The following is a 21979-nucleotide window of genomic DNA, read 5'->3' as shown; positions in this document are numbered from 1 at the left end:
CCATTCATGTCAGAAATGAATCAATTGATTAATGAACAATTGCAGTGGTTTGTATTGGGGTTCACAGTGTTAATTCTGGTGCTGTTGATTGTGGCCATGGTGCAGGGCAGCAGGCTGCGCAAAATGAAACGCAGATACGAGGCGATGATGACCGGCACAGGGGTAGAAGATTTGGAAAGCCTACTGATTGATTTGAAAAATCAAAGTGATATGCTGGAAGATGGAATGCGTGATCAAGCTGCCCAACTGGAGGCTGCCCAGGTGAAGATCCGCAGTATGAAATCTAATGTAGCACTAAAGCGTTATAATGCTTTTGGTGAGCGGGGCAGTGACCTAAGCTTCTCCTTGGCTGTTCTGGATGAGGACCGCAGCGGGGTCGTGCTGACCAGCCTCCACAACCGTGAGAACTCCTATATCTATTCCAAGCCACTACAGAATGGTGAATCGTCATACCCGCTGTCCCCGGAAGAAAAAGAAGTTATTGCTCTCGCGCTGCAGCGGTCTTAGCATGAAGATTCCATTGCTTCAGGGCTGAATAGAGGCTAGAAGCGATAATGTCCGACAATCGCATCACCAGACTTAACCTGGTATTCTGAAGTACAAAGTATTCCATAAAGCCGCCGACGTTAACGATTCCTGTCAAATGGATATCGCCTACCGGCGGCAATTGTTTATTTACGCCGGCCCCAGGCTTGAGTGGGCCGTCCACGACTTGTATGCATCCAACACTGGTGGAATGGCCCAGGCAGGCATCGATTCCAATAATGAACGGATTGCTGTATCTATCATTTATTAGTGCCAGGGTTTCTTCGAGATTCACGGCATGGACAGGTTCCTCCAGGGTTCCGTATAGCTCGAATAACGGGCTGTGAAAGCGGGTGAGTGCCGTGCCGACAAGCGGGCCGAGAGAATCGCCTGTGCTGCGGTCTGTGCCGATGCAGACGACCACAATCTGAGTGTCAGGAGTGGTGCGGGCAAAATGAAAGAGCAGTCTGTGCGTGATGGCGGAATAGATATCAGGATCAGTATGTGATATTTTTAAACAGGACAATTCTTGCATGGATGATGCTTTAGGCGAGTTCATCTCATCTTCCTTTCTGCTGCTGATTCTATTTGATGATATCTAGTATATGGATGGAAGAACGATTTTATACTCTGGCAACAAGAGATAGGACGAGATACCCAGAAGGAGGCGTGAGAGCGATGGAGGATGAGCTGTTGATTGCTTTTGACTCTACTCAGCAGGCGCTGCGCGCCGAAATGCTGCTTGAGTATGCAGAGCTTGAGATTGATATCTTTCCAACTCCGAAGGAGATTACGGCGGGCTGCGCGATTTCCATTCAGTTCGAAGGGGAGAGGCTGTCAGAGGTTAGGCATATTATTGCGGACCAGAAGATTGAGATTCGCGGGATATTTGGTAAGAATAATGAAGGGTATGTTCTGATTGAAAGTGGGGGAGAACACCATGAATAAGTGGGTGCTTGAAGCTACGGCAGGTGATCAAGTACAGGCTGCACTTCGTTTCAAGGACAAGGTCTGGAACCTGATTACGGATGTAGATATGTGGACCAATATATTATTCTCTGGGCTGAGACTTCTTCTTATTTTCATCCTGACAAGGGTTATTATTCGTGTGGTCTATAAGGTGATAGACCGTTCCCTGGATCGGAAAACAGGGGGAAGACTTCTGGCGAACACCCGAAGGTTCACTACCGTAGGTGAACTGCTCAAGAATGTAGTAACAGTAATCTGCAATTTTGTAATGATTCTGCTGCTTCTTTCAGAGTTCAACTTTAATCTGGCACCGCTATTGGCCAGCGCAGGGGTTCTTGGGCTTGCGATCGGTTTCGGGGCGCAGAGTCTGGTGAAGGATGTTATTACAGGCTTCTTTATCATTCTGGAAGACCAGTTTGCAGTCGGCGATGTTATTCAAACGGGCACGTATAAAGGGACTGTGGAGCTGATTGGACTCAGGACCACCAAGCTGCTTAGTTCGACCGGGGAGATGCATATTATCCCGAATGGCTCTATTACGAATGTTACCAACTACTCGTTGGCCAATGCGCTGGCGGTAGTTGATGTACCGGTTAAAATGGAACGTAGTCTGGAATCCACACTAGGCCTGATTGCTGAAGCGCTCAAGGGGATTGAAGAGCGTAACGCTAATGTATTGGCTTATCCGAATGTACTGGGCATCCAATCGATGAGCACCTCTGAGTACGTGATTCGTGTGGCAGCGCATTGTCTGCCTAATGCCCGGGATGAAGCGCAGCGGCAAATTCAAAGTGATATCAAGCACGCACTGGAGAAGCAATACGAGCTGGAAGCCGCTGAGGCCGAAGCTGAGGAGCGCGCGAAGGCTGAGGCTGAGGAATGTGTAGAAGCGGATAGGGCGGCCACAGAAGCGGCTGGAGAAGCTCAGAAGCCGGGTGGCGTTCAAGGACGTCAACAGGCGGCTGCAACACTGGAAAAAGAGGAGGAAGGGAAGTAATGGAACGTAAGGTATTTCAGCTTGGTGATGTGGTACAGATGAAGAAGTCCCATCCCTGCGGTACCAATGAAATGGAGATTATCCGTATGGGGATGGACATTCGTGTGAAGTGCACAGGCTGTCAGCACAGCGTGCTAATTCCCCGCGCCAAGTTCGAGAAGAACATGAAGAAGGTACTGCGATCAGCTGAGGGCGGAACTAACAATAATTAGACTTGCAAAAAGACAAGCTGCATGATAAAATAAATCTTGCTGCGGAGAGGTACCCAAGAGGCCCAAGGGGGCTGACTCGAAATCAGTTAGGCGTGTCACAGCGTGCGTGGGTTCGAATCCCACCCTCTCCGCCATTTAGACCTTAATATCAACTATCGAAACCTTCGTTCTCTGAACGAAGGTTTTTTTGTGTTTTATAAAGGATCGTTGTTACGTTAAGTTACTCCGGACATACAAAAAGAAGGACCCAAGGGTCCTTCTTTAGGAGGCAGCACATTTTTGATGTTCGGAATTTCTCTGTTTAAGCCCTAGAGTGACGATAGGCTTCGTGCAGGCTGCCGCTTTTTTAAGGCGGCAGCTGTTACTGTTCCCAACTTACAATAGATGCTGATTCAGAATTCCAGTGATTTGGTTCGACTACGAAGTCCAACGGAACCACACCTCTCTTTTGTACTGCCTGAGAATAGTATGTGTCAGGCGAGATTTTTTATACATCCTATTTTAAAATTAATGAACGCGGGCTTTCTCAACCTTTTTCCACTTGCGGTTCTTATTGCTGGTTTCGGGAAAAGTATCACCCTTCTCCATGTGAATACGCTTGGGGTTCTGGATTTCAGTGTGGAAGCTGCGCGCTTCTCCGACCTCTGTATACATGCCGGGGTTAGGGGCTTTATCGCCCTTTTCGTATTCTGTCTTCTCACCCATGGTAATCGTCCTCCTTTTGAGTATTTAAGTCCGTCTTTATTGTGTGCGGAGAGGGAGGGGTTCATGTACAGCAGTAAAGGATTCGTGTCATCCAGAATATAGCTTGCACTTGACTGGCCATTTTGGTATATTAATATGGTTCGAGTTTATGTTTGTGCTCGATCCTTGCTCCTGACGTGATCAGGGGCCTCAGACCATAAGGAGGTGAAATTTATGCGCAAATACGAAGTGATGTATATTATTCGTCCTGACATTGAACAAGAAGCCGTTCAAGCAGCAGTCGAAAAATTCCAAGGCATCATCTCCAACGGCGGGGAAATTACAAAGCACGACGTGCAAGGTAAACGCCGTCTTGCGTATGAGATCAAGAAATTCCGTGATGGCGTTTATGTTTTGGTTAACTTCACTGCAGAACCTGCAGTTGTTACCGAATTGGAACGTATCATGAAGATTTCCGACGAAGTTATTCGTTATCTCATCACGAACGACGTTGCCTAAGATTTTGACAAGCTTTGTAATCAATCGCTCTAAAGGAGGGGAACAGAATTGTTGAACCGTATCATTCTGATCGGACGGTTGACCCGTGACCCAGAACTTCGTTATACTCCCGCTGGTGTTGCCGTAACACAGTTTACGCTTGCCGTAGACCGTAACTTTACGGGCCAGAACGGCGAACGTGAGGCGGACTTCATTCCAGTTGTAACCTGGAGACAGCTTGCAGAGACCTGTGCCAATTATTTGCGCAAAGGACGTCTGGCAGCCGTAGAAGGACGTATCCAAGTACGGAATTACGAGAATAACGAAGGCAAACGTGTATACGTTACTGAAGTTATTGCCGATAATGTCCGTTTCCTGGAATCATCGCAGAACCGTGAAGGTGGAAATACCTCAAGTGGTGCAGGTATGCCTGAAGAACCATCCTATGGTGGTGGATCTGGTAATGGCGGTAACAGTGGACGCGGAAATAACAACAATTTCTCGCGTAACAACAATACTCAAGATCCTTTTTCGGGCGATGGTAAACCGATTGATATATCGGATGATGATTTGCCATTTTAATAAGGAAGGACTGAACTGACATGGCTTTCAAACAAAGAGAAGGCGGAGACAACGACAAGAGACCAGCTCGTCGTGGTGGACGCAACAAGCGTAAAAAAGTATGTTACTTCACTGTGAACAAGATTACTCACATTGATTATAAAGATACTGAGCTTCTCAAGAAATTCATCAGCGAACGCGGAAAGATTTTGCCGCGTCGTGTAACAGGCACAAGTGCAAAATACCAACGTGCTCTTACCATTGCTGTAAAACGCTCGCGTCAAATCGCGTTGCTGCCTTACACAACGGAATAGTACGCTTTACAGAGGCAGCCGGGCAACCGGCTGCCTTTTTTGTTGTATTCAGACTATTGTGTCCAGAAAAGGCGACATGGGCGAAGTGTTACTTGTATAAGACACAAGAAGTTTGACGTTAGCTGGTTTATGTAGTAAATTACAATTATCCTATAACTAAAGGGGAAATTTTGATGTTGGTGAGCGTTCTTAACTAGTAATTTCATATCACCTGGAGAAAAGACAGCAAGGCCCGTCTTAACAATAAGACGTGCTCTGTTTGAGTCCGCGTTACAGCGGTTTCTGAAGTCCGAAGGGTGAATGAGTTAGTTAAGAACACACGAAGCGTCGAATAGCCTGTTTACGGCTGTTATTCTCTTTGTATTTAACCGTGCTCTTGCAGCACGGTTTTTTTGGTTTCATGGGCTCTGCAGGGGATCTGCAGTGTCATAGGAGCTGAACAAAGGACAATAGCCGGAAATGAGGGCAAAGACTGCCGTAGTGGCATTCTTTGCCCTTTTTTGCGTTGAAGGATAGTTAGATGGAAGCGAAAAGCAAGCCAAAGGAGGAAGAAAGCTTGGACAGACAAAGTATGATCACGCTGGAATATGAAACCATTAAAGAGGAGCTTGAACATTTTGCGGTTTCTTATGTGGGTAAGAATTTAATTCAGAAATTAGAGCCGATGAAGACTCTTACCGTGATAAGGAGAGCATTGGAGGAGGCAGAGGAGGCCAGGGACCTTCAGGTCAGAGGGGCGAGTGTACCCATTCCTTCACTGGAAGGGATGGAATGGCTCATGTCACTGATAGGAACGGGATATCTTTACAGTGAGAAGGATTTTACAGCGGTGGCCACCTTTCTGAACAGCTGCAGCCAGTTACGTAAATATATGGCCTCGAAGGAGCAGATTGCCCCCCGGATTGGCGCTTATGCGTCATCATTAATGGAGCTAAGGCATGTACAGGATGAGATTAACCGGTGCATACGTTTTGGTGTCATCGATGATGGGGCCAGCAAGGGGCTGGAGCGGGTACGAAAGCGGCTTAAAGCAGCCCGGCTTCGTCTGCAAAGAAAAATCGAGGGGATCATGTCCCGTCACCAGTCAATTTTACAAGAACAGCTCTTCAGTATGCGTAACGGCCGGTATGTCATCCCCGTGAAACGGGAGTACCACAAGCAGGTCAAAGGGAGTGTGCTGGATCAATCCACAAGTGGGCAGACAGTCTATGTGGAGCCTGATGAGATAGCTGCGCTCCAGAACGAACTGGATCTGCTGTCAGCTGAAGAAGCACGGGAGGAGGCAATAATTCTGAGTATGCTAACCGGGCTTGTAGAGCGGGAGCAGGAAGCGCTGCGACTGAATATTGAGGTCACCGGGACGTATGATTTCATCTTTGCCAAAGCCAAATATGCCCGAAGTATCGGTGGAATTGCCGTCAGGCTCAATGAGCAAGGGATTCTGGTAATGAACGGCGGACGGCATCCGATGCTCAAAGAGATGATTCCCATCAACCTGAGCATTGGCAAAGGCTATCAGTCCTTGATTGTGACCGGACCTAATACGGGTGGCAAGACGGTGGTGCTTAAAACACTAGGCTTGCTAGCGCTTATGGTTCAATCCGGTCTGCTGATTCCGGTGGCGGACGGCAGCGAATTTCCTATTTTCACCGAGATCATGAGCGTAATTGGAGATGGACAGAGTCTGGCGCAATCGCTCAGCACATTCTCGGCACAGATGAAGAGTATCGAGGGCATGCTGCGCAATGCCAGTAAAGGTGTCCTGTTGTTGATTGATGAGCTGGCGGCAGGCACTGACCCAGGGGAGGGGATTGCCCTTTCTATAGCTATTCTGGAAGAGCTGAGCCGCCAAGGAGCTAATATCATCGTCACCACCCATTTTAATGAGCTGAAAAGCTTCGCCGCCGCTACTCCCGGATTTCAGAATGCACGAATGGAGTTTGATAAAGATACATTGCAGCCTTTATACCGGCTGACCATCGGCGAAGCGGGCGAAAGCTATGCCCTGCAAATTGCGGAGAAGCTTGGCATTCCGGTCGAGGTCATCCGTCGTTCCCGGCAAATTGTAGAAGCACAGCATGGGCAAGGACCGCGGGATATCAATCTATGGAGTACCAAGTTTGCAGACCAAGCTAACAATATGGCACAGATAACGGGGAATGAGAACAAGAAAGAGCGGGACCCATATAACAGCGGAAAGGGACAGCAAAGAACTTCTGAGGGAGCCCAAAGCCCGATTGAGGAGGGTCAGCAGATTCAAGTTCCGCGGCGGGATTTTGAAATAGGAGATGCTGTATTTGTCAGTTCACTGGGAAGGACAGGTATTGTCTACGAGCAGCGGAATTCGCTGGGAATGGTCGGCGTGATGATTCAGAAGCAGCGGCTAAGCATCAATCATAAACGTCTTAAGCCGTACATTTCGAAGGAGGAGCTGTATCCAGAAGATTATGATATGGATATTATTTTTGAGAGTAAGGAGAACCGCAAGAAACGCAAGCTAATGAACCGCAAGCATGTGGAAGGATTGACGGTTGAACTGGAAGAAGAACGGTAATAAACATACAAAGATACAAGGGTCTGCCCGCAGGGGCAGGCTCTTTTGCGCGCTCTTTTGCCATGAATGGAGGTGTATTGGTTAAATTATAGACTTCACTTTGCCCGAATTATTGTATATATTCTTCTATAGTATAAGTATAGTGGTGACTACTAGGCATTTTTAACAGACATATATTGAATTGACCAATGGTTTATTCTTCTCTAGAGGAGTACCCCGTTACAATCCAAAGGGATCTACATCCCTTTGCCTTTCATCCATCCTGTCACAGACACCCATGGCATCACAGAATAAGAGAAGGGAAGGAACATATGATTAACAAGAGAAGGAGCGGGATCGCACTGTGGCTGCTTATGATAGCAGTCCTGGTGTCCGCGTGCAACGGAAGGGACTCCAATAGTGCTCTGTCTGTTGCAAGCCACTCAGAAGCGGCAGAACAGCCACAGGCGGGCGGTATTGTTACGTATGGCTACGCTTCGCCATTCCAGGGGTTATTTGAGCCCGCATTCTATGAAGGTGAAGATGATTATAACGTACTACAATTCAGCACAGAAGCGATGTTCACTATAGAGGATGATTTATCGACGAAACCGAATATTGCCACTTGGATGGAAGCGGAGGATCACAGAGTATTCACTTTCAAAATTAAGCCGGGTATCCGTTGGCACAACGGGGACGAGTTAACGGTGGAGGACTGGAAGTTTGCGCTGGAAACCATTGCGAGTCCCGATTACACGGGTTCGCGTTACTATAGTGTGGAAATGATCCAGGGAGCCGAGGCTTATCATACCGGCAAGGCTAAGGAAATCTCCGGCATCAAGGTGGTTGATCCCTATACCATTCGCATTACGATGGCGACTGCAAGAGTGAACTCGATCGACAATCTGTGGCCGTATCCGATGAATAAGAAATACTTCACAGACGTTGCGGTCAAGGATATGCCAAGCAGTGACCAGGTGCGGAAGCACCCCATCGGCATCGGTCCGTTTGAGATCACCCAAATTCAGCCGGGCCAGTCCGTGGAGCTGAAGCGTTTTGACAATTACTATCAGGGAAAAGCACATTTGGATGGTGTACTGTACAAAGTGTCTGATGAGAAGCGGATCACCAGTTTGTTCGAACAAGGTGAGGTTGATATCGAAACGGTGCCCCGCGATGCCTATGAGAGCTTAAGCAAGCTGGATACTGTGGACTTACTGCAGACACCGGAGCTGTCATATGAATATATCGGCTTCAAATTTGGACACTGGGATAATGATGCGCAGAAGGTTGTCATGGACAACCCGAAATTCAAGGATAAAAGGCTGCGCCAGGCCATGTACTACGCACTGGACCGCCAAGGTATTATCAATACCTTTTCCTACGGGCTAGGCCGGCTTATAGAAACACCGATTCCAAGCAGTAGCTGGGCCAAAATCCCGGATTCCGAGATCAATACGTATCCTTACTCACCGGAGAAGGCTAAGGAGCTGCTTGATCAAGCGGGCTATGTTGACAGGGACGGCGACGGATTGCGCGAAGATCCGCAAGGCAAGAAATTCACGATCCATTATGATGCAATGATTGGTAGTGCGATGGCTGAACCACGCACAGCGGCTATTATCCAGGACTGGCGGGATGTTGGACTGGATGTTCGTCTGAGTGACGGAGGTCTGAAGGAGTTAAATACCTTCTACGATGCGGTAGAAAATGATGACCCCTCTATAGAGCTATTCAACGGAGTCTGGGGTCTGGCCAGCGACCCTGATCCATCAGGCTTATGGCGGGAGAATGATCTGTGGAACTACCCAAGGTGGTCATCACAGCGGAATGAAGAACTGATTCGTGACGGAGTTAGTATGAAGTCTTATGATAAGGAATACCGCAAACAAGTGTACTATAAATGGCAGAAGTTGATTAATGAAGAGGTACCTATGATCTTCTTCGCCGAACGGGAGACCATTACCGCAGTTAACAAGCGCCTTCAAGGCGTGCGGGTTAACTCTATGGGCAATATTATTGAACCACAGAAATGGTGGATCAAGGAAGAATAGGGGCTCTGCCCTTTGCGATCTAACCGCAAGCCGGGTTTGTTATTTCAGCCCGCTTGCGGTTTTTGTATTTTCATGGCGGTTATACGTTTCTTAACCTTGTGATTTTGGTGAAAAGTAGGTATCTGAGGGGTATTTTCCAAAAAAATATTTATTTTTTTCAAAAAATATGAAATCAAAATGGGGTTTCATTCGTCATATATATTATGGAGGATGACGACGATGAAGAGACGGAGCATAATATGGGTCGCAGTAGCCCTAATAATCGTTGCCATACTTGTAGTGAGCCGGCCGGAAGGCCTGGGGTTCAAGCCGCGCATTGACGCTAGCGCGTCTGTGCTGCTGGATATGGATAGCGATAGTATATGGATGGAATTGAACGGCGATAAGGCGATGCCGACAGCGAGCGTGACGAAGCTGATGACAGAGATGATTGTGCTGGACCGCATTTCCACGGGAGCCATCCACTGGGCCGACAGAATAACGGTTAGCCCCTATGCAGGCTCTCTGGGAGGCGCAACTTTATCCCTGAAACGAGGGGAGACCTACACCGTTAGAGAGCTGTTCGAAGGAATCACCGTGTACTCTGCCAATGATGCCGCAGTGGCCTTGGCTGAATATACGGCTGGTTCGGAGAATGCGTTCGTGATGCTGATGAATGAGAAAGCCCGCAGTCTGGGGCTGTCGTCAGGCACAGTCTTCACCAATGCCTCCGGGCTGGCATCCAGCGAGCTGGGACCGAGCCGCCCGCCGGGATATATTAGCGGCGAGACCCTGATGACAGCCAAGGACACAGCAAGGCTGGCGGCGGCCCTGATCCGCAGCCATCCCGAGGTGCTGAATGCCAGCAGCCGGACACAGATGCAGTTGAAGGCCAAAGGGCTGTATGCCAGCAATACGAACCTGATGCTACCCGCCATGGGCGGAGCGTTTGCCTATGCCGGAACAGATGGCTTGAAGACCGGATATGATATCCGATCGGGCTATTGCATCGCAGGAACGGCTCAGCGGGACGGACACCGGCTGATTGCCGTTGTGCTGGGGGCGGAGAGCAGCCAGAGCCGTTTTGAAGCCGCTACGAAGCTATTTAACCATGGATTTTACAGAAGTTTGCCGACCGGGGAGAGAGTGAAGCATATCCTGAATGCGACCTTTTCCTTACTGAGCTGGAGATAAAGCATCATGCCGATTTACATCATCGGTATGGTGCTTTACCATTAATACTGTCGTTTTTTGTTGTTTCTTTTTGAGCTCATAGTGATTACAATAGAAATATTGTTCTACAGGCAGATTCAAAGGAGTGCAGTTTTACATTTCCGGCCAAGCCTGAAGTCAAACGAAATTTCCAAATGTTTATTTAATAATTGGTATGACCCTATTTCCGGAAAGGGGGAACAATAAGGCAACAGAATAGGGACAACTATCATTACAGCCGGAGAAGTCCTATCATGGGTGCCTGCGTTAAGAACGAAGGTGACCATTGTCAATATATTGTTATCTGTTATTCTTTCATTCCACAATAAAGAAGGTCAAATGATGAAAAAATTGAAAAAGCGATATATCGCGTTAATTGTGCTTCTGATTCTCGTGACGGGAGGATTCATGTTCCGTAAACCTTTGATGGTGCTTGCGTTCGATCTGTTCCTCTCCGACCAAGTGGAGAGCAAGCTGGTGGAGAAGTCGTATCAGCCTTTGGTGAATGACGACAAGCCCAAGCCGGAGCCCATCGTGTATAAAAATGATCCGTTTTCCCTCATGCTGCTGGGAACAGACCAGCGCGGTAATGAGACCGCACGGTCGGACACGATGATCTACGCGGTGGTGCGCCCGGAGGATTACAAGATCCTGCTGGTGTCGATTCCACGTGACACCTATACGGAAATCATCGGACATAACGGCAACAAGAAAGACAAGATCAATCATGCCTTTGCTTTCGGTGGCCAACAAATGGCCAAGGACACGCTAGAGGCCCTGCTCGGACATGATATTCAATATTATGCTACTATTAATTTCCAGGGACTGAAGGATGCTGTTGATGCTATCGGCGGGGTACCGCTGCCGATCAAGAAAGATATTGTCAACAAGGGCAAGGATCATGAGAAATTCACGATCAAGGGCGGCAAATCCAATTACAACGGTGAAGAAGCGTTGAACTATACACGCTATCGTGAAGATAGCGATTTTAACCGGACCAAACGTCAGCAAGTGTTCATTGATGTGGTTGCGAACAAGATGCTGTCGATCAGCCAGATCGGCAACATTCCGGAGCTGCTCGATATTATGGGTGACAACTTCAAGACGGACATCCAGCCTTCCTTGATTCTTGATTTGGCTAAGAAGTTCATGAGCGGCAAGGAGATGGATATCTCCAGCTTCACCGTCATGGGTGAAAGCAAGCGAATAGACGGTATTTCCTATGACATTGTAGATCAAAAGGATTTGAGTGAAGCTAAGCTGATGATCGATAACTGGATCAATGCGGGAACGCCAGCAGATCAACTGATTCAGCCGGGCAAGGCACTAAACGCGCTGGAGCCGAAGTCTACGCCGGCAGCAGAATAAACCCTAATAAATTCATACCATAAGTTGAAAAAAGCAGCAGCCATTCATAATGTTAGTGGCTGCTGCTTGCTGTCTTCATGGTATAATGAGCTGGAACTATTCATGCGTTTCCGCGTATAATTACGGTGGCCCTATGATAAGGGGAAGGTTAGGCACGTTATTCCTTCGGAAATCTTTGAGGAGGATCAAGACATGAACATTGCATTTTTTCTGCTCCCGAAGCAGGAGGTGGCATGCGTTACGCTCGACTCTACACTGCGGCAGACGCTGGAGAGGATGGAGCATCACCGTTACACAGCCATCCCGATACTGAACAGGAACGGAGAATACGCTGGAACGGTCACAGAGGGTGATCTGCTCTGGTATCTTAAGGATTCGGAAGGCAAGGTTACTTTCGAGAATGCCTCCAAATATCAGCTTAAGGATGTACCACTCAGAATGAACAACAAGCCTGTATCCATTGAAGCGGATATGGAGGATCTGATCAACTTGGCCAAAGTTCAGAATTTTGTGCCAGTCGTCGATGATATGAACCGGTTCATTGGCATTGTCCGTCGCAGTCAGATCATAGAATACTGTGAGAAGTTTGTCTCGCGGCAGTCACAGGAATCGTTATAACTAGCTTATTCTAGTCATCTTAGAGAGCGAAACCAAGGCCTGTATTTCCGGCACCAGCGGAATGCGGGCCTTTTTTGAAAGCGCCGCTGCCGCTGGTGGGCTTGTGTGACCGCAATTTTTTTATGCTATAATGGAGAATAAAGCTTTTAGCCGGAGGTAGAGAGACGTGCCCAATGTGCCGAAGGATCTGGATGTAGCCAAACGCGCCAAGGTGATTGAATGGCTGAAAACCGAAGTAATTGATCAAGTCTCGCGGTTATTTAAAGCCTTATGGGAGGGCAGTACGACCCGTGTAGGTGACAGTCTGGCAAGCTTGCTTATGAGTTCTTATATTCTGGGGCGCAGACTCGGCATTTCTTATCGTGAAATGGATGATCTGCTGCTGGAGAAGCTGAGAAAACACCGCCAGGAAGGCCATCAGCTGGAAGAGTGGTACCAGGATATATCCGCATTAGAAGACCATATGCGTAAGAGGTGAATACTTTTGAAATTTCGTTGGACATCGGTAGCTTGGAGTATTGCTTATTTGCTCTTGCTGCTATCTCTATCGACCCCGCTGCTAATTATCACCACATTATTTATGATTGTTCCGGCTGTTGTGTTGTTCACGAGCCTTAGTACCAAGCAGTTTATTCTGCATGTAGTGCCGGTGCTGCTGATTATTGCTTTAATTACCCCGGTATACTTATTGATTGCGCTTTATTTCTTAATTCCGGCCCTGGTGATGGGCAGATGGTACAAGAGGCGTGCTTCGGCAATGTCCACCTTGCTGGCAGGGACGATTACCATTCTTGGTGAGTTCATGCTTATGCTGCTGCTGGGGACAGCGCTGTTCCATTTTGACCTGACTGGCTATGTGAACGATGTGCTGGAAATGGTGACTTCACCAATGTCGCAACTAGGTACGACCAATCCGCTATTGAACGATCTGAGCTTCACATCTGAGGATGTACGGATGATCAGTCATATGACGATCCAGATGATTCCGATGACGCTGATTGTCAGTTCCTTCATGATTGCTGTTATTACTCACTCCATCGTCCGTCCTATCCTGAACAGCATGGATCTTGCGGTTCCGAAGCTCAAGCCTGCACGGGAATGGAGACTGCCGAGATCTTTTATCTGGTACTATTTGATTGGAATTGTGATTCAACTGATTTTCTCAGGTTCAAAAAGCAACTATATGCTCATGATCGCCGCCAATCTGCTGCCACTCTTAAGAATCGGCTTTATGATTCAGGCCATCGGATTCTTCTTCTTTTTGGCGCATGAACGGAAATGGAATAAAGTGATGCCGATTTTGCTGGCGGTTCCTGTTATCCTGCTTCCGCCGCTGCGGATCATCGGGATCATTGATCTGGTGTTCCCGCTGCGCGAGCTTGTGACGAAATCGAAACGATAGGGTGAGAGGTCATGCCTAAATTTCTGCAACGACGCTGGCACGGCTATCATACCGTCTGGGCGTTCATGCTGCTGCTGGTTCTTATCATAGTCGTGAGCATCTATAATTGGGCCCTGGGGATCGTCAGCTTGTTTCTGGCGGGCACCTTGTGTTTCACAATGCTGAAGGCGGAGATCTCCTTCCGCCGGAATCTGGTGGAGTATATTAACGGGCTGTCGTTTCGCATCAAGCGGATTGAAGGGGAAGCGGTCAGTATGTTGCCGCTCGGGATTATCCTCTACAGCGAAGACCGTACGGTAGAATGGCACAACCGCAATGCGGGTGACATTTTTGCCCGCAAGTCATTGGTTGGGGAAGCGATTCAGGAACTACTGCCTGATCTGCTGCCTTCTCTTGCCGGAAGTGCGCAGGGGAAGCGTGAAGCCGCCAAAGACGGGGCGGTAAAGGACCACCGTGTGGAAATTACCGTGGATGAGCGGTATTACCAGGTGGTGATTATCCCCAGTGAACGTCTGCTCTACCTGTATGAGATTACAGAGCTTGTTGTTCTGCGTGAACGTTATGAGGGTGAGAAACTTGCCCTTGGTATAGTCATGATGGACAATCTGGATGAGTCGGCGCAAGGGATGGATGACCAGCAGCGGACCTCGCTGATTGCCAAGGTAACGAGCGAGATTACCGAGTGGAGCAAGGAGTATGAGGTATATCTGCGGAGGCTTTCGTCAGAACGGTACCTTATGCTGCTCAACCACCGCAGCTTGCAGGCACTGGAGGAGAGCAGATTCGTCATTCTCGACGAAGTGCGGGAGATGACTGCTGATCTGAAGGTGCCGATGACACTGAGCATCGGGCTGGCCTTCGGGGCCGACTCCGCCAGTGAGCTTGGGGCGCTGGCCCAGTCCAGTTTGGACATGGCGCTGGGGCGGGGCGGCGATCAGGCGGCCGTCAAGTCCGGCCAGCGGCTGTCCTTCTACGGCGGCAAGAGCAACGCCGCTGAGAAGCGGACGCGGGTGCGTGCGCGGGTCATCGCCCACGCACTGCGCGATCTGATGCAAGAGAGCGACCGGGTGCTGATTATGGGGCACCGGACGCCAGACATCGATGCCGTCGGGGCATCGATTGGGCTGCTCAAGGCAGCACAGATGTACAACGTGGAGGCTAACATTGTGCTGGAAGGTCCCAACCCGTCCATCACGCGTATGTTGGAACAGATCCGTAAGGATGAGGAGCTGCACAAGTCTTTCATCTCCACTGAGCAGGCTATGCAGATCATGACCGAGCATACGCTGCTGATTGTGGTGGATACCCACAAGGCATCGATGACGATGGAACCGCGGCTTGTGCAGCACGCCAGCCGGATTGTGGTTGTCGATCATCATAGGCGGGGCGAGGAATTCATCAATGAAGCTGTGCTCGTGTACCTGGAGCCGTATGCCTCGTCCACCTGCGAACTGGTCACGGAGCTGTTGCAATATATCCATGACAAGGTTCAGCTAAGTCCGTTGGAAGCGACAATGCTGCTGGCGGGAATCACGGTGGACACGAAGCATTTCGCGCTCCATACAGGCTCGCGCACCTTCGAAGCCGCAGGGTTCCTGCGCCGGATCGGCGCGGATACGATCCTCATTCAGCGGATGCTGAAAGAGGATCTCGAAGAATACATCTCCAAGGCGGAGATTATCAAGCACGCACGTATGGTCTATGACCATATCGCTCTGGTAGTGACTCAGCCGGGGATGAAGATTCCCCAGCTTCTGATTGCACAGACGGCAGATACGCTGCTGGGCATGACGAATGTGGTGGCATCCTTTGTCATCAGTGAGCGGCCTGACGGCCTGATCGGCATCAGCGCCCGTTCACTTGGGCGCATGAATGTGCAGGTCGTAATGGAGAAGCTGGGCGGTGGCGGACATTTATCCAATGCTGCAGTTCAGCTTGAGGCAACTTGCAAGGAAGCAGAGGCCAGACTGCTTAAGGTGCTGGCAGAAATTGAAGCGAAAGAGGGTCTGTTCGAATGAAGGTCATTTTCTTAAAAGATGTTAAGGGACAAGGTAAAAAAGGTCAGGTCAAAGAGGTATCTGAAGGCTATGCTACTAACTTCCTGCTGCCACGTGGTCTGGTTCGCCCGGCTACAGAGGGCAATGTGAAGGTGCTGGAAAATCAGGCTGCTGCTGAACAGCGCCGCAAGGATAACGAGAAGGAAGAAGCACAGAACCTTGGCAAGAAGCTGGACGAGTTGACGCTGACAATGAAGGCCAAAGCCGGTGAAGGCGGCCGTTTGTTCGGTGCTATCACCAGTAAGCAAATTGCTGAAGCCCTGGCTTCCGCAAACGGCATTACTATTGATAAACGCAAAATTGAGCTAGGCGAACCGATCCGTCACCTGGGTGTAACTCAGGTAAGTGTGAAGCTGCATACGGAAGTAAAAGCTACGCTTAAGGTTCAGGTAACGGAGGAATAAGATGGGCGGAGATCTCTTTTTCGATCGGATTCCCCCGCAGAATCTGGAAGCGGAGCAGGCTGTCATCGGTGCTGTTCTACTCCAGGACGAGGCGTTAATTACCGCAATGGAGCGGGTGAACACCGAAGACTTCTACGATAAACCGCATCAGATGATCTTTGAAGCGATGGTGCAGCTCGGAGAAGAGAGCCAGCCGATTGACCTTGTTACGCTGACCGCCAAGCTGCAGGATAAGGGCGAGCTTGAGGATATCGGAGGTGTCAGCTACTTGGCCAAGCTGGCACATGCGGTGCCGACTGCGGCCAACGTCGATTATTACGCGCAGATTATCGAAGAGAAGGCGATGCTGCGGCGGTTAATTCGTACAGCAACGCAAATTGTGAGCGAAGGATACACGGGCGGCGAAAATGTCGGCGATATGCTGAGCGATGCCGAGCGGCGGATTCTGGAAATCTCCAACCGCCGCAGCGGCAGCGGGTTCGTCGCTATCCGTGATGTCCTGATGGAAGTCTTCGAGCGGGTGGAAGTGCTCCATCAGAACAAGGGCAATACCTCCGGTATTCCTTCCGGGTTCGCCGATCTTGACAAGATGACGAACGGCTTCCAGCGGAATGACCTTATCATCGTGGCGGCACGGCCTTCCGTAGGGAAGACGGCCTTTGCGCTCAACATTGCTCAGAATGTCGCGGTTCGTGCCAAAGAGACCGTCGCTATCTTTAGTCTGGAGATGGGGGCAGCCCAGCTTGTGCAGCGGATGATTTGTGCCGAGGCCAATCTGGATGCCAACCTTATGCGTACTGGTGACTTCAAGAGCGATGATGATTGGTCCAAGCTGACGATGGGGATTCAGTCCTTATCAGAGGCTGAGATCTATATTGATGATACGGCGGGGATTACCGTCACCGATATTCGTTCCAAATGCCGTCGGTTGAAAAAGGAAAAGGGCCTCGGCATGATCCTGATCGACTATCTACAGCTGATTCAAGGTCGCGGCAAGGCCGGTGAGAACCGTCAGCAGGAAGTCTCGGAAATCTCCCGGACCCTGAAGATGATCGCCCGTGAGCTGGATGTGCCGGTTATCGCACTGTCACAGCTCAGCCGTGGCGTGGAACAGCGCCAGGATAAACGGCCGATGATGAGTGACTTGCGGGAATCGGGTTCTATCGAGCAGGATGCCGATATCGTTGCCTTCCTGTATCGCGACGATTATTACAATCAGGAGACCGAGAAGAAGAATATCATCGAGATTATCATCGCCAAGCAACGTAACGGACCGGTGGGTACGGTGGAGCTGGTGTTCCTTAAGAATTTCAACAAGTTCGTCAACTACGAGAGGGCCCATGCAGAACCTTTTGCAGGCTAAACCTAATTCTGACAATATCCGAACGATTGTACATTTCGATGTATAATCGTTCGTTTTTATTTGACTTTAAAAATGGCGGCTGGTACACTGGTTATTGTGCTTTAACGGGAAAAACCGCTGAAGCGCCCGCAAGGGCTGCGTACATAAGATCAGTGTACAGGGCCCATATTATGAAAAATAATGGTGCTGTGCGAGCACCTACGGAGGAATGAACATGTCAACGGTAGTCGTCGTGGGAACACAATGGGGAGACGAAGGCAAAGGGAAAATCACTGACTTTCTAGCAGAGAGCGCAGATGTAGTTGCCCGGTATCAGGGGGGCAACAATGCCGGTCACACGATTCTGATTGACGGTAAGAAATTCAAGCTGAGCTTGATTCCATCAGGCGTATTCTATAAAGAGAAATCTTGTGTCATCGGCAACGGAATGGTTATCAATCCGGTTGCGTTGATCGAGGAAATTAATTATATTCACGAGAACGGTTTTGACACAGAAAATCTGGTCATCAGCGACCGTGCCCACGTTATCATGCCATATCATATTCTGCTTGACGCACTAGAAGAAGACCGCAAAGGTCCGAACAAGATCGGAACGACCCGTAAAGGGATTGGCCCATGCTACATGGACAAGGCAGCCCGTAACGGAATCCGGATTGCTGACCTGATGGATGCAGAAGAGTTCGAACTGCGTCTGCGTCATCTGATGGGTGAGAAGAATCAGGTTATCACTCAAGTGTACGGTGCAGAGCCGCTGGACGTTGAAGAGATTCTGACTCAGTATCTCGAGTATGCTGAAGTGCTTCGTAAGTATGTGGCTGATACGTCGGTTGTCCTGAATGATGCAATTGATGCTGAATCCAAGGTATTGTTCGAAGGTGCACAAGGGGTAATGCTTGATATCGATCAAGGCACATACCCGTTCGTGACCTCTTCCAATCCTTCAGCTGGCGGGGTCTGCATCGGTTCCGGTGTGGGTCCATCTAAAATCAAACAGGTTATAGGGGTTGCCAAATCCTACACTACCCGTGTGGGTGACGGTCCATTCCCTACTGAGCTGAATGATGAGATTGGCGATTATATCCGTGAGACCGGACATGAGTACGGTACCGTTACTGGACGCGCCCGTCGTGTGGGCTGGTTCGATAGCGTAGTTGTTCGCCATGCTCGTCGTGTGAGCGGGATTACAGGCTTGTCGCTCAATTCGCTTGACGTTCTGAGCGGACTGAAGACAGTAAAAATCTGCACCGGCTATAAATACCGTGGCGAGGTTATTACACATTACCCGGCTAGCCTCAAAATGCTGGCTGAATGTGAAGCTGTCTATGAAGAGCTGCCAGGCTGGAGTGAGGATATCACGTCTGCTAAGACCCTGGAAGATCTTCCAGCCAACACGCGGAAATATGTAGAGCGTGTGGCGGAACTGACAGGCATTCCAATTGCGATCTTCTCCGTAGGACGCAACCGTGAGCAGACAAATCAAGTATTGCCAATCTATATCTAATTTTGCAGGGGCCTCGTCAGGGGCCTCTTTTTTGTTGCCTTTTTTCCGATTTCATGGATACTTCAAGGTTTCCCGAGGTCTGTTCCCGTCAATACTGGAAGGATGGATGTAGAAGCGGCATGATCCTTAAGGGTCAGCGTTGAACAGATACTAAGGGAGTGGTAAACATGAAACTGGTAAAGCGTGCGCTTGCCGTATGCATGATTGTAGTGCTGGCGAGCACCCTTTCGATTCTGACGACGGGAGTTGTGGTGAATGCCTATATTCAATCGGTGCTGGCGAGCTTCGATATCAAGCTGGAGAAACCTGCACCGGGGATAGTCGGGATGATGCGGAGCCTGATGGGTACGAAGGAGAAGCCTGCTGTAGCAGAGGTTGTGAATGGGGACAAGGGGAAGTCGGTACAGGATAAGGGCAGCAGCAACACGGATACGCCCAAAGCGTCAAGTTCCCCTTCCCCGTCCGGTGGCGATAAGCCGGCCGAGGAGAAGGTGCCGGAGGATGCGCTCCCGGTCATGGGACAGGCTGCTGGCGAGTCCACAGATTCTCATAACCAAGGGGGAAGCGCCCTGGACCAGCAATTGGTGATGACCCCGGAGGCTATGCGTGACCTGAAGGACAACCTGCCGTCTGCAGAGAAGGTTAACATTTTCAATATCCTGATGAACAAGCTGCCTCAGGAGGAGATGCAGAAGATTTCGGCTGCGATGGAGGACGGGCTGACGGAGGCGGAGGTTAAGGAACTTCAGGCGGTTATCGCGAAATATGTGGACCCTAAGGAATATGACGAGTTGATGAAAATGCTTACGCCTACAGTGCCGGAGACTTCACTGCATTGAAATCTGTCATTATTTGGACACGGAATTACCCTTTAATACCCATATAACTGGGAAAAACCCGCTGAAAACGCGGGTTTTTCCATACCGGTAAAGTTGAAAATCCTCGGCTGGCTATGTTAAAGTAGACAAGGACTAAATAAGGTTAATATTTTGTAACCTTTTTCGAGGCCATATCACCAGAGATAATCATACGAATCTAAGCAGCAATAGAAGCAGAAATATATACAGCAGAGGATACACGTGGGGTCGTAATTCTAAGCTTGGCCGCTGACCTGCGGCATGGAGATGCAAGCTGAAAGGGAGAGTTTCATGAAAGGATTCAATTTTATACGCCGGATGGGGAAGCTGCAGAACAACGCGGAGACGCCTGCGGAATCCGGAGTGAAGGATGTTCATGAAGAAGGGAAGCCTCGAAGACGGTGGCGCTACTGGATAGCGGCTTCAGCCGGTCTGGCGTTTCTCACCGTATTTGGCATCAATGCAGAGAAGAAGTATGTGGCTGCCAACACGGAGAGCTTTTACCGGGTAATGCTGCATGATAAGGAAATTGGCACAATCCGCGAGGCGGAAGAGCTGTCCGTCCTCTTTGAGAAGAAGAGACAGGAATATCAGACCAAGTACCCGGGAGCACTGATGGTTGTACAGACGGAAGGGATTACGACGAAGCCTGACCGGGCATACAAACCAACGGTTGAAAGCGAAGCCACTCTGAAGAAGCTGGATGGCATGCTCAAGGCGTATGCGGTAGGTGTGCAGCTGATGGTGAACGGCAAGGCTGTCGGCATCGTCAAGGATCAGGAAACTGCTAATGCTGTGTTGCAGGGAGTGAAGCAGCATTATGTGCCAGAAACAGGAGGATCACAGGGCGCCCAGCTGAAGCGGACATCAGCGAGCGGGACGGCAGCGGCCAATGCTTCCAAGTCCTCTCCGGAGCTATTAGGATCGGCTAAGATTCGTGAGCAGGTGACGATCGAACCGACTAAGGCGGACCCGAACAAGGTGCTGAATATGGAAGAAGCAGTCAAGGTGCTGACGGAAGGCAAAGATGCCCCGCTGCTCTATGAGGTTCAGGAAGGCGACACCATCTCGGCTATCGCCAAGCGGTTTGGGATCACGCAGGCTGATATTTTCCGCAACAATCCGGAGGTCAAGGAATTGACACTACAGATTGGGGATGAGCTACAGCTGACGGTGCCTCAGCCCGAACTTACCGTTGTGACGGTAGAGAAGGTATCCGAGCAGATTGTAACGGAACCGGAAGTGGTCGTGCGTACAAGCGATCTCTTGGAAGCGGGCAAGAGCAAGGTGGTTCGTCCCGGACAAACCGGACTTAAAGAAATGCAGTACCGGTTGACCAAGGAGAACGGAACTGTGGTGCGAGAGGAATGGCTAGGCCAGACGGTGCTGAAGGCCTCACTCCCGGAAGTTGTATACCGGGGGACCAAAGTGGCCATGCAAGCATCTGGCACTAAGGCGGCCATGCAAGCCTCCGGCACCAAAGTGATCGGGCAAGCCTCCGGCATGTTTGCATGGCCAGTCAGCGGTGCTACGATCTCCAGCAGCTTTGGTGAACGCTGGGGCCGTGCCCATAAGGGCGTAGACCTGGTGTCAGGCAACCGGAGCATCAAGGCCTCAGATGCGGGTACAGTCTCCTTTGCGGGCGTGCAGAGTGGCTATGGCAATGTAGTGATTATTAATCACAACAATGGCTATGAGACCTACTATGGCCATCTGAGCAGTATTTCAGTATCCCAAGGACAGCGTCTGGAGAAGGGTGCGAAGATCGGCGTCATGGGCAGTACAGGACGTTCCACCGGCACGCATCTGCATTTTGAGATCCGCAAGAACGGATCGGCATTGAATCCTATGAAGTATTTGAAATAATTCAT

Annotated in this window: 22 protein-coding genes and 1 tRNA gene; 21 read left to right on the top strand and 2 right to left on the bottom strand. The window is 49.7% G+C overall.

Annotated elements, in window-relative coordinates; all coding sequences use genetic code 11:
- Positions 1-6: 6 nt before the first annotated feature.
- Positions 7-507, top strand: coding sequence for a DUF4446 family protein (locus ACFRAM_RS16125; RefSeq protein ID WP_175373523.1), 501 nt, complete (start codon positions 7-9; stop codon positions 505-507).
- Here ACFRAM_RS16125 and yyaC read toward each other — a convergent pair.
- Positions 479-1084, bottom strand: a complete 606-nt coding sequence (yyaC, locus tag ACFRAM_RS16120; RefSeq protein ID WP_379466681.1) for a spore protease YyaC — start codon at positions 1082-1084, stop codon at positions 479-481. The genes ACFRAM_RS16125 and yyaC overlap by 29 nt on opposite strands.
- 119 nt (positions 1085-1203) lie before the next feature.
- Between yyaC and ACFRAM_RS16115 the strand changes: the two genes are divergently transcribed.
- The 4 genes from ACFRAM_RS16115 to ACFRAM_RS16100 all read left to right on the top strand — a co-directional run bounded on the left by ACFRAM_RS16115 (position 1204) and on the right by ACFRAM_RS16100 (position 2837).
- Complete coding sequence (locus ACFRAM_RS16115; protein WP_379466680.1) at positions 1204-1473, top strand: putative Se/S carrier protein; 270 nt, start codon at positions 1204-1206, stop codon at positions 1471-1473.
- Positions 1466-2491, top strand: a complete 1026-nt coding sequence (locus ACFRAM_RS16110; RefSeq protein WP_379466679.1) for a mechanosensitive ion channel family protein — start codon at positions 1466-1468, stop codon at positions 2489-2491. The genes ACFRAM_RS16115 and ACFRAM_RS16110 overlap by 8 nt, the downstream gene beginning before the upstream one ends.
- A complete protein-coding gene (locus ACFRAM_RS16105) occupies positions 2491-2703 on the top strand; it encodes a DUF951 domain-containing protein (protein ID WP_066377834.1) in 213 nt (70 codons plus the stop codon). The genes ACFRAM_RS16110 and ACFRAM_RS16105 overlap by 1 nt, the downstream gene beginning before the upstream one ends.
- Before the next feature lie 43 nt (positions 2704-2746).
- A tRNA-Ser gene (locus ACFRAM_RS16100) sits at positions 2747-2837 on the top strand.
- Between the two features lie 373 nt (positions 2838-3210).
- On the opposite strand, the gene ACFRAM_RS16095 is transcribed toward ACFRAM_RS16100, so the two are convergent.
- Positions 3211-3408, bottom strand: coding sequence for a YjzC family protein (locus ACFRAM_RS16095; RefSeq protein ID WP_066377836.1), 198 nt, complete (start codon positions 3406-3408; stop codon positions 3211-3213).
- 213 nt (positions 3409-3621) lie between these two features.
- Between ACFRAM_RS16095 and rpsF the strand changes: the two genes are divergently transcribed.
- The 16 genes from rpsF (at position 3622) to ACFRAM_RS16015 (ending at position 21974) form a co-directional block, all read left to right on the top strand.
- Entirely contained in the window at positions 3622-3906 is a 285-nt protein-coding gene (gene rpsF / locus ACFRAM_RS16090) for a 30S ribosomal protein S6 (protein ID WP_025706808.1), read from the top strand.
- A 48-nt stretch (positions 3907-3954) separates the two neighbouring features.
- On the top strand, positions 3955-4467 hold the full coding sequence (gene ssb, locus ACFRAM_RS16085) for a single-stranded DNA-binding protein (protein WP_175373518.1): 513 nt from the start codon (positions 3955-3957) through the stop codon (positions 4465-4467).
- A 20-nt stretch (positions 4468-4487) separates the two neighbouring features.
- Positions 4488-4760: a 30S ribosomal protein S18 gene (gene rpsR, locus ACFRAM_RS16080; protein WP_019914552.1), complete on the top strand. Its 273-nt coding sequence runs from the start codon at positions 4488-4490 to the stop codon at positions 4758-4760.
- Positions 4761-5316: 556 nt separating this feature from the next.
- Complete coding sequence (locus ACFRAM_RS16075) at positions 5317-7314, top strand: endonuclease MutS2 (protein ID WP_379466678.1); 1998 nt, start codon at positions 5317-5319, stop codon at positions 7312-7314.
- Between the two features lie 311 nt (positions 7315-7625).
- The gene (opp4A, locus tag ACFRAM_RS16070; RefSeq protein ID WP_379466677.1) at positions 7626-9347 is read left to right on the top strand and encodes an oligopeptide ABC transporter substrate-binding protein; all 1722 of its coding nucleotides are present in this window, start codon (positions 7626-7628) and stop codon (positions 9345-9347) included.
- Between the two features lie 219 nt (positions 9348-9566).
- A complete protein-coding gene (locus ACFRAM_RS16065; protein WP_379466676.1) occupies positions 9567-10520 on the top strand; it encodes a D-alanyl-D-alanine carboxypeptidase family protein in 954 nt (317 codons plus the stop codon).
- Between the two features lie 360 nt (positions 10521-10880).
- Positions 10881-11906 carry an LCP family protein gene (locus ACFRAM_RS16060; protein ID WP_379466709.1) on the top strand — a complete coding sequence of 342 codons (1026 nt, stop codon included), beginning with the start codon at positions 10881-10883 and terminating at the stop codon, positions 11904-11906.
- 192 nt (positions 11907-12098) lie between these two features.
- Positions 12099-12524, top strand: a complete 426-nt coding sequence (locus ACFRAM_RS16055; RefSeq protein WP_066378522.1) for a CBS domain-containing protein — start codon at positions 12099-12101, stop codon at positions 12522-12524.
- 175 nt (positions 12525-12699) lie between these two features.
- Positions 12700-13002, top strand: a complete 303-nt coding sequence (locus ACFRAM_RS16050) for a MazG-like family protein (RefSeq protein WP_175373556.1) — start codon at positions 12700-12702, stop codon at positions 13000-13002.
- Between the two features lie 6 nt (positions 13003-13008).
- The gene (locus ACFRAM_RS16045; RefSeq protein WP_379466675.1) at positions 13009-13926 is read left to right on the top strand and encodes a DUF2232 domain-containing protein; all 918 of its coding nucleotides are present in this window, start codon (positions 13009-13011) and stop codon (positions 13924-13926) included.
- An 11-nt stretch (positions 13927-13937) separates the two neighbouring features.
- On the top strand, positions 13938-15944 hold the full coding sequence (locus tag ACFRAM_RS16040) for a DHH family phosphoesterase (RefSeq protein ID WP_379466674.1): 2007 nt from the start codon (positions 13938-13940) through the stop codon (positions 15942-15944).
- Positions 15941-16387, top strand: coding sequence for a 50S ribosomal protein L9 (gene rplI / locus ACFRAM_RS16035; protein ID WP_175373511.1), 447 nt, complete (start codon positions 15941-15943; stop codon positions 16385-16387). The genes ACFRAM_RS16040 and rplI overlap by 4 nt, the downstream gene beginning before the upstream one ends.
- A gap of 1 nt (position 16388) precedes the next feature.
- On the top strand, positions 16389-17750 hold the full coding sequence (gene dnaB / locus ACFRAM_RS16030) for a replicative DNA helicase (RefSeq protein ID WP_175373510.1): 1362 nt from the start codon (positions 16389-16391) through the stop codon (positions 17748-17750).
- Between the two features lie 214 nt (positions 17751-17964).
- Positions 17965-19251 carry an adenylosuccinate synthase gene (locus ACFRAM_RS16025; RefSeq protein WP_379466673.1) on the top strand — a complete coding sequence of 429 codons (1287 nt, stop codon included), beginning with the start codon at positions 17965-17967 and terminating at the stop codon, positions 19249-19251.
- Between the two features lie 167 nt (positions 19252-19418).
- Positions 19419-20090, top strand: coding sequence for a hypothetical protein (locus tag ACFRAM_RS16020; protein WP_379466672.1), 672 nt, complete (start codon positions 19419-19421; stop codon positions 20088-20090).
- 309 nt (positions 20091-20399) lie between these two features.
- Positions 20400-21974, top strand: a complete 1575-nt coding sequence (locus tag ACFRAM_RS16015; RefSeq protein WP_379466671.1) for a peptidoglycan DD-metalloendopeptidase family protein — start codon at positions 20400-20402, stop codon at positions 21972-21974.
- The last annotated feature ends 5 nt before the right edge of the window (positions 21975-21979 follow it).

The sequence above is a fragment of the Paenibacillus sp. NPDC056722 genome (genome assembly GCF_042790635.1).
Taxonomy (GTDB): Bacteria; Bacillota; Bacilli; order Paenibacillales; family Paenibacillaceae; genus Paenibacillus_AQ; species Paenibacillus_AQ agri.
Note: the sequence above shows the minus strand (reverse complement) of the source record. Positions and strands in the feature narration are given on the sequence as shown.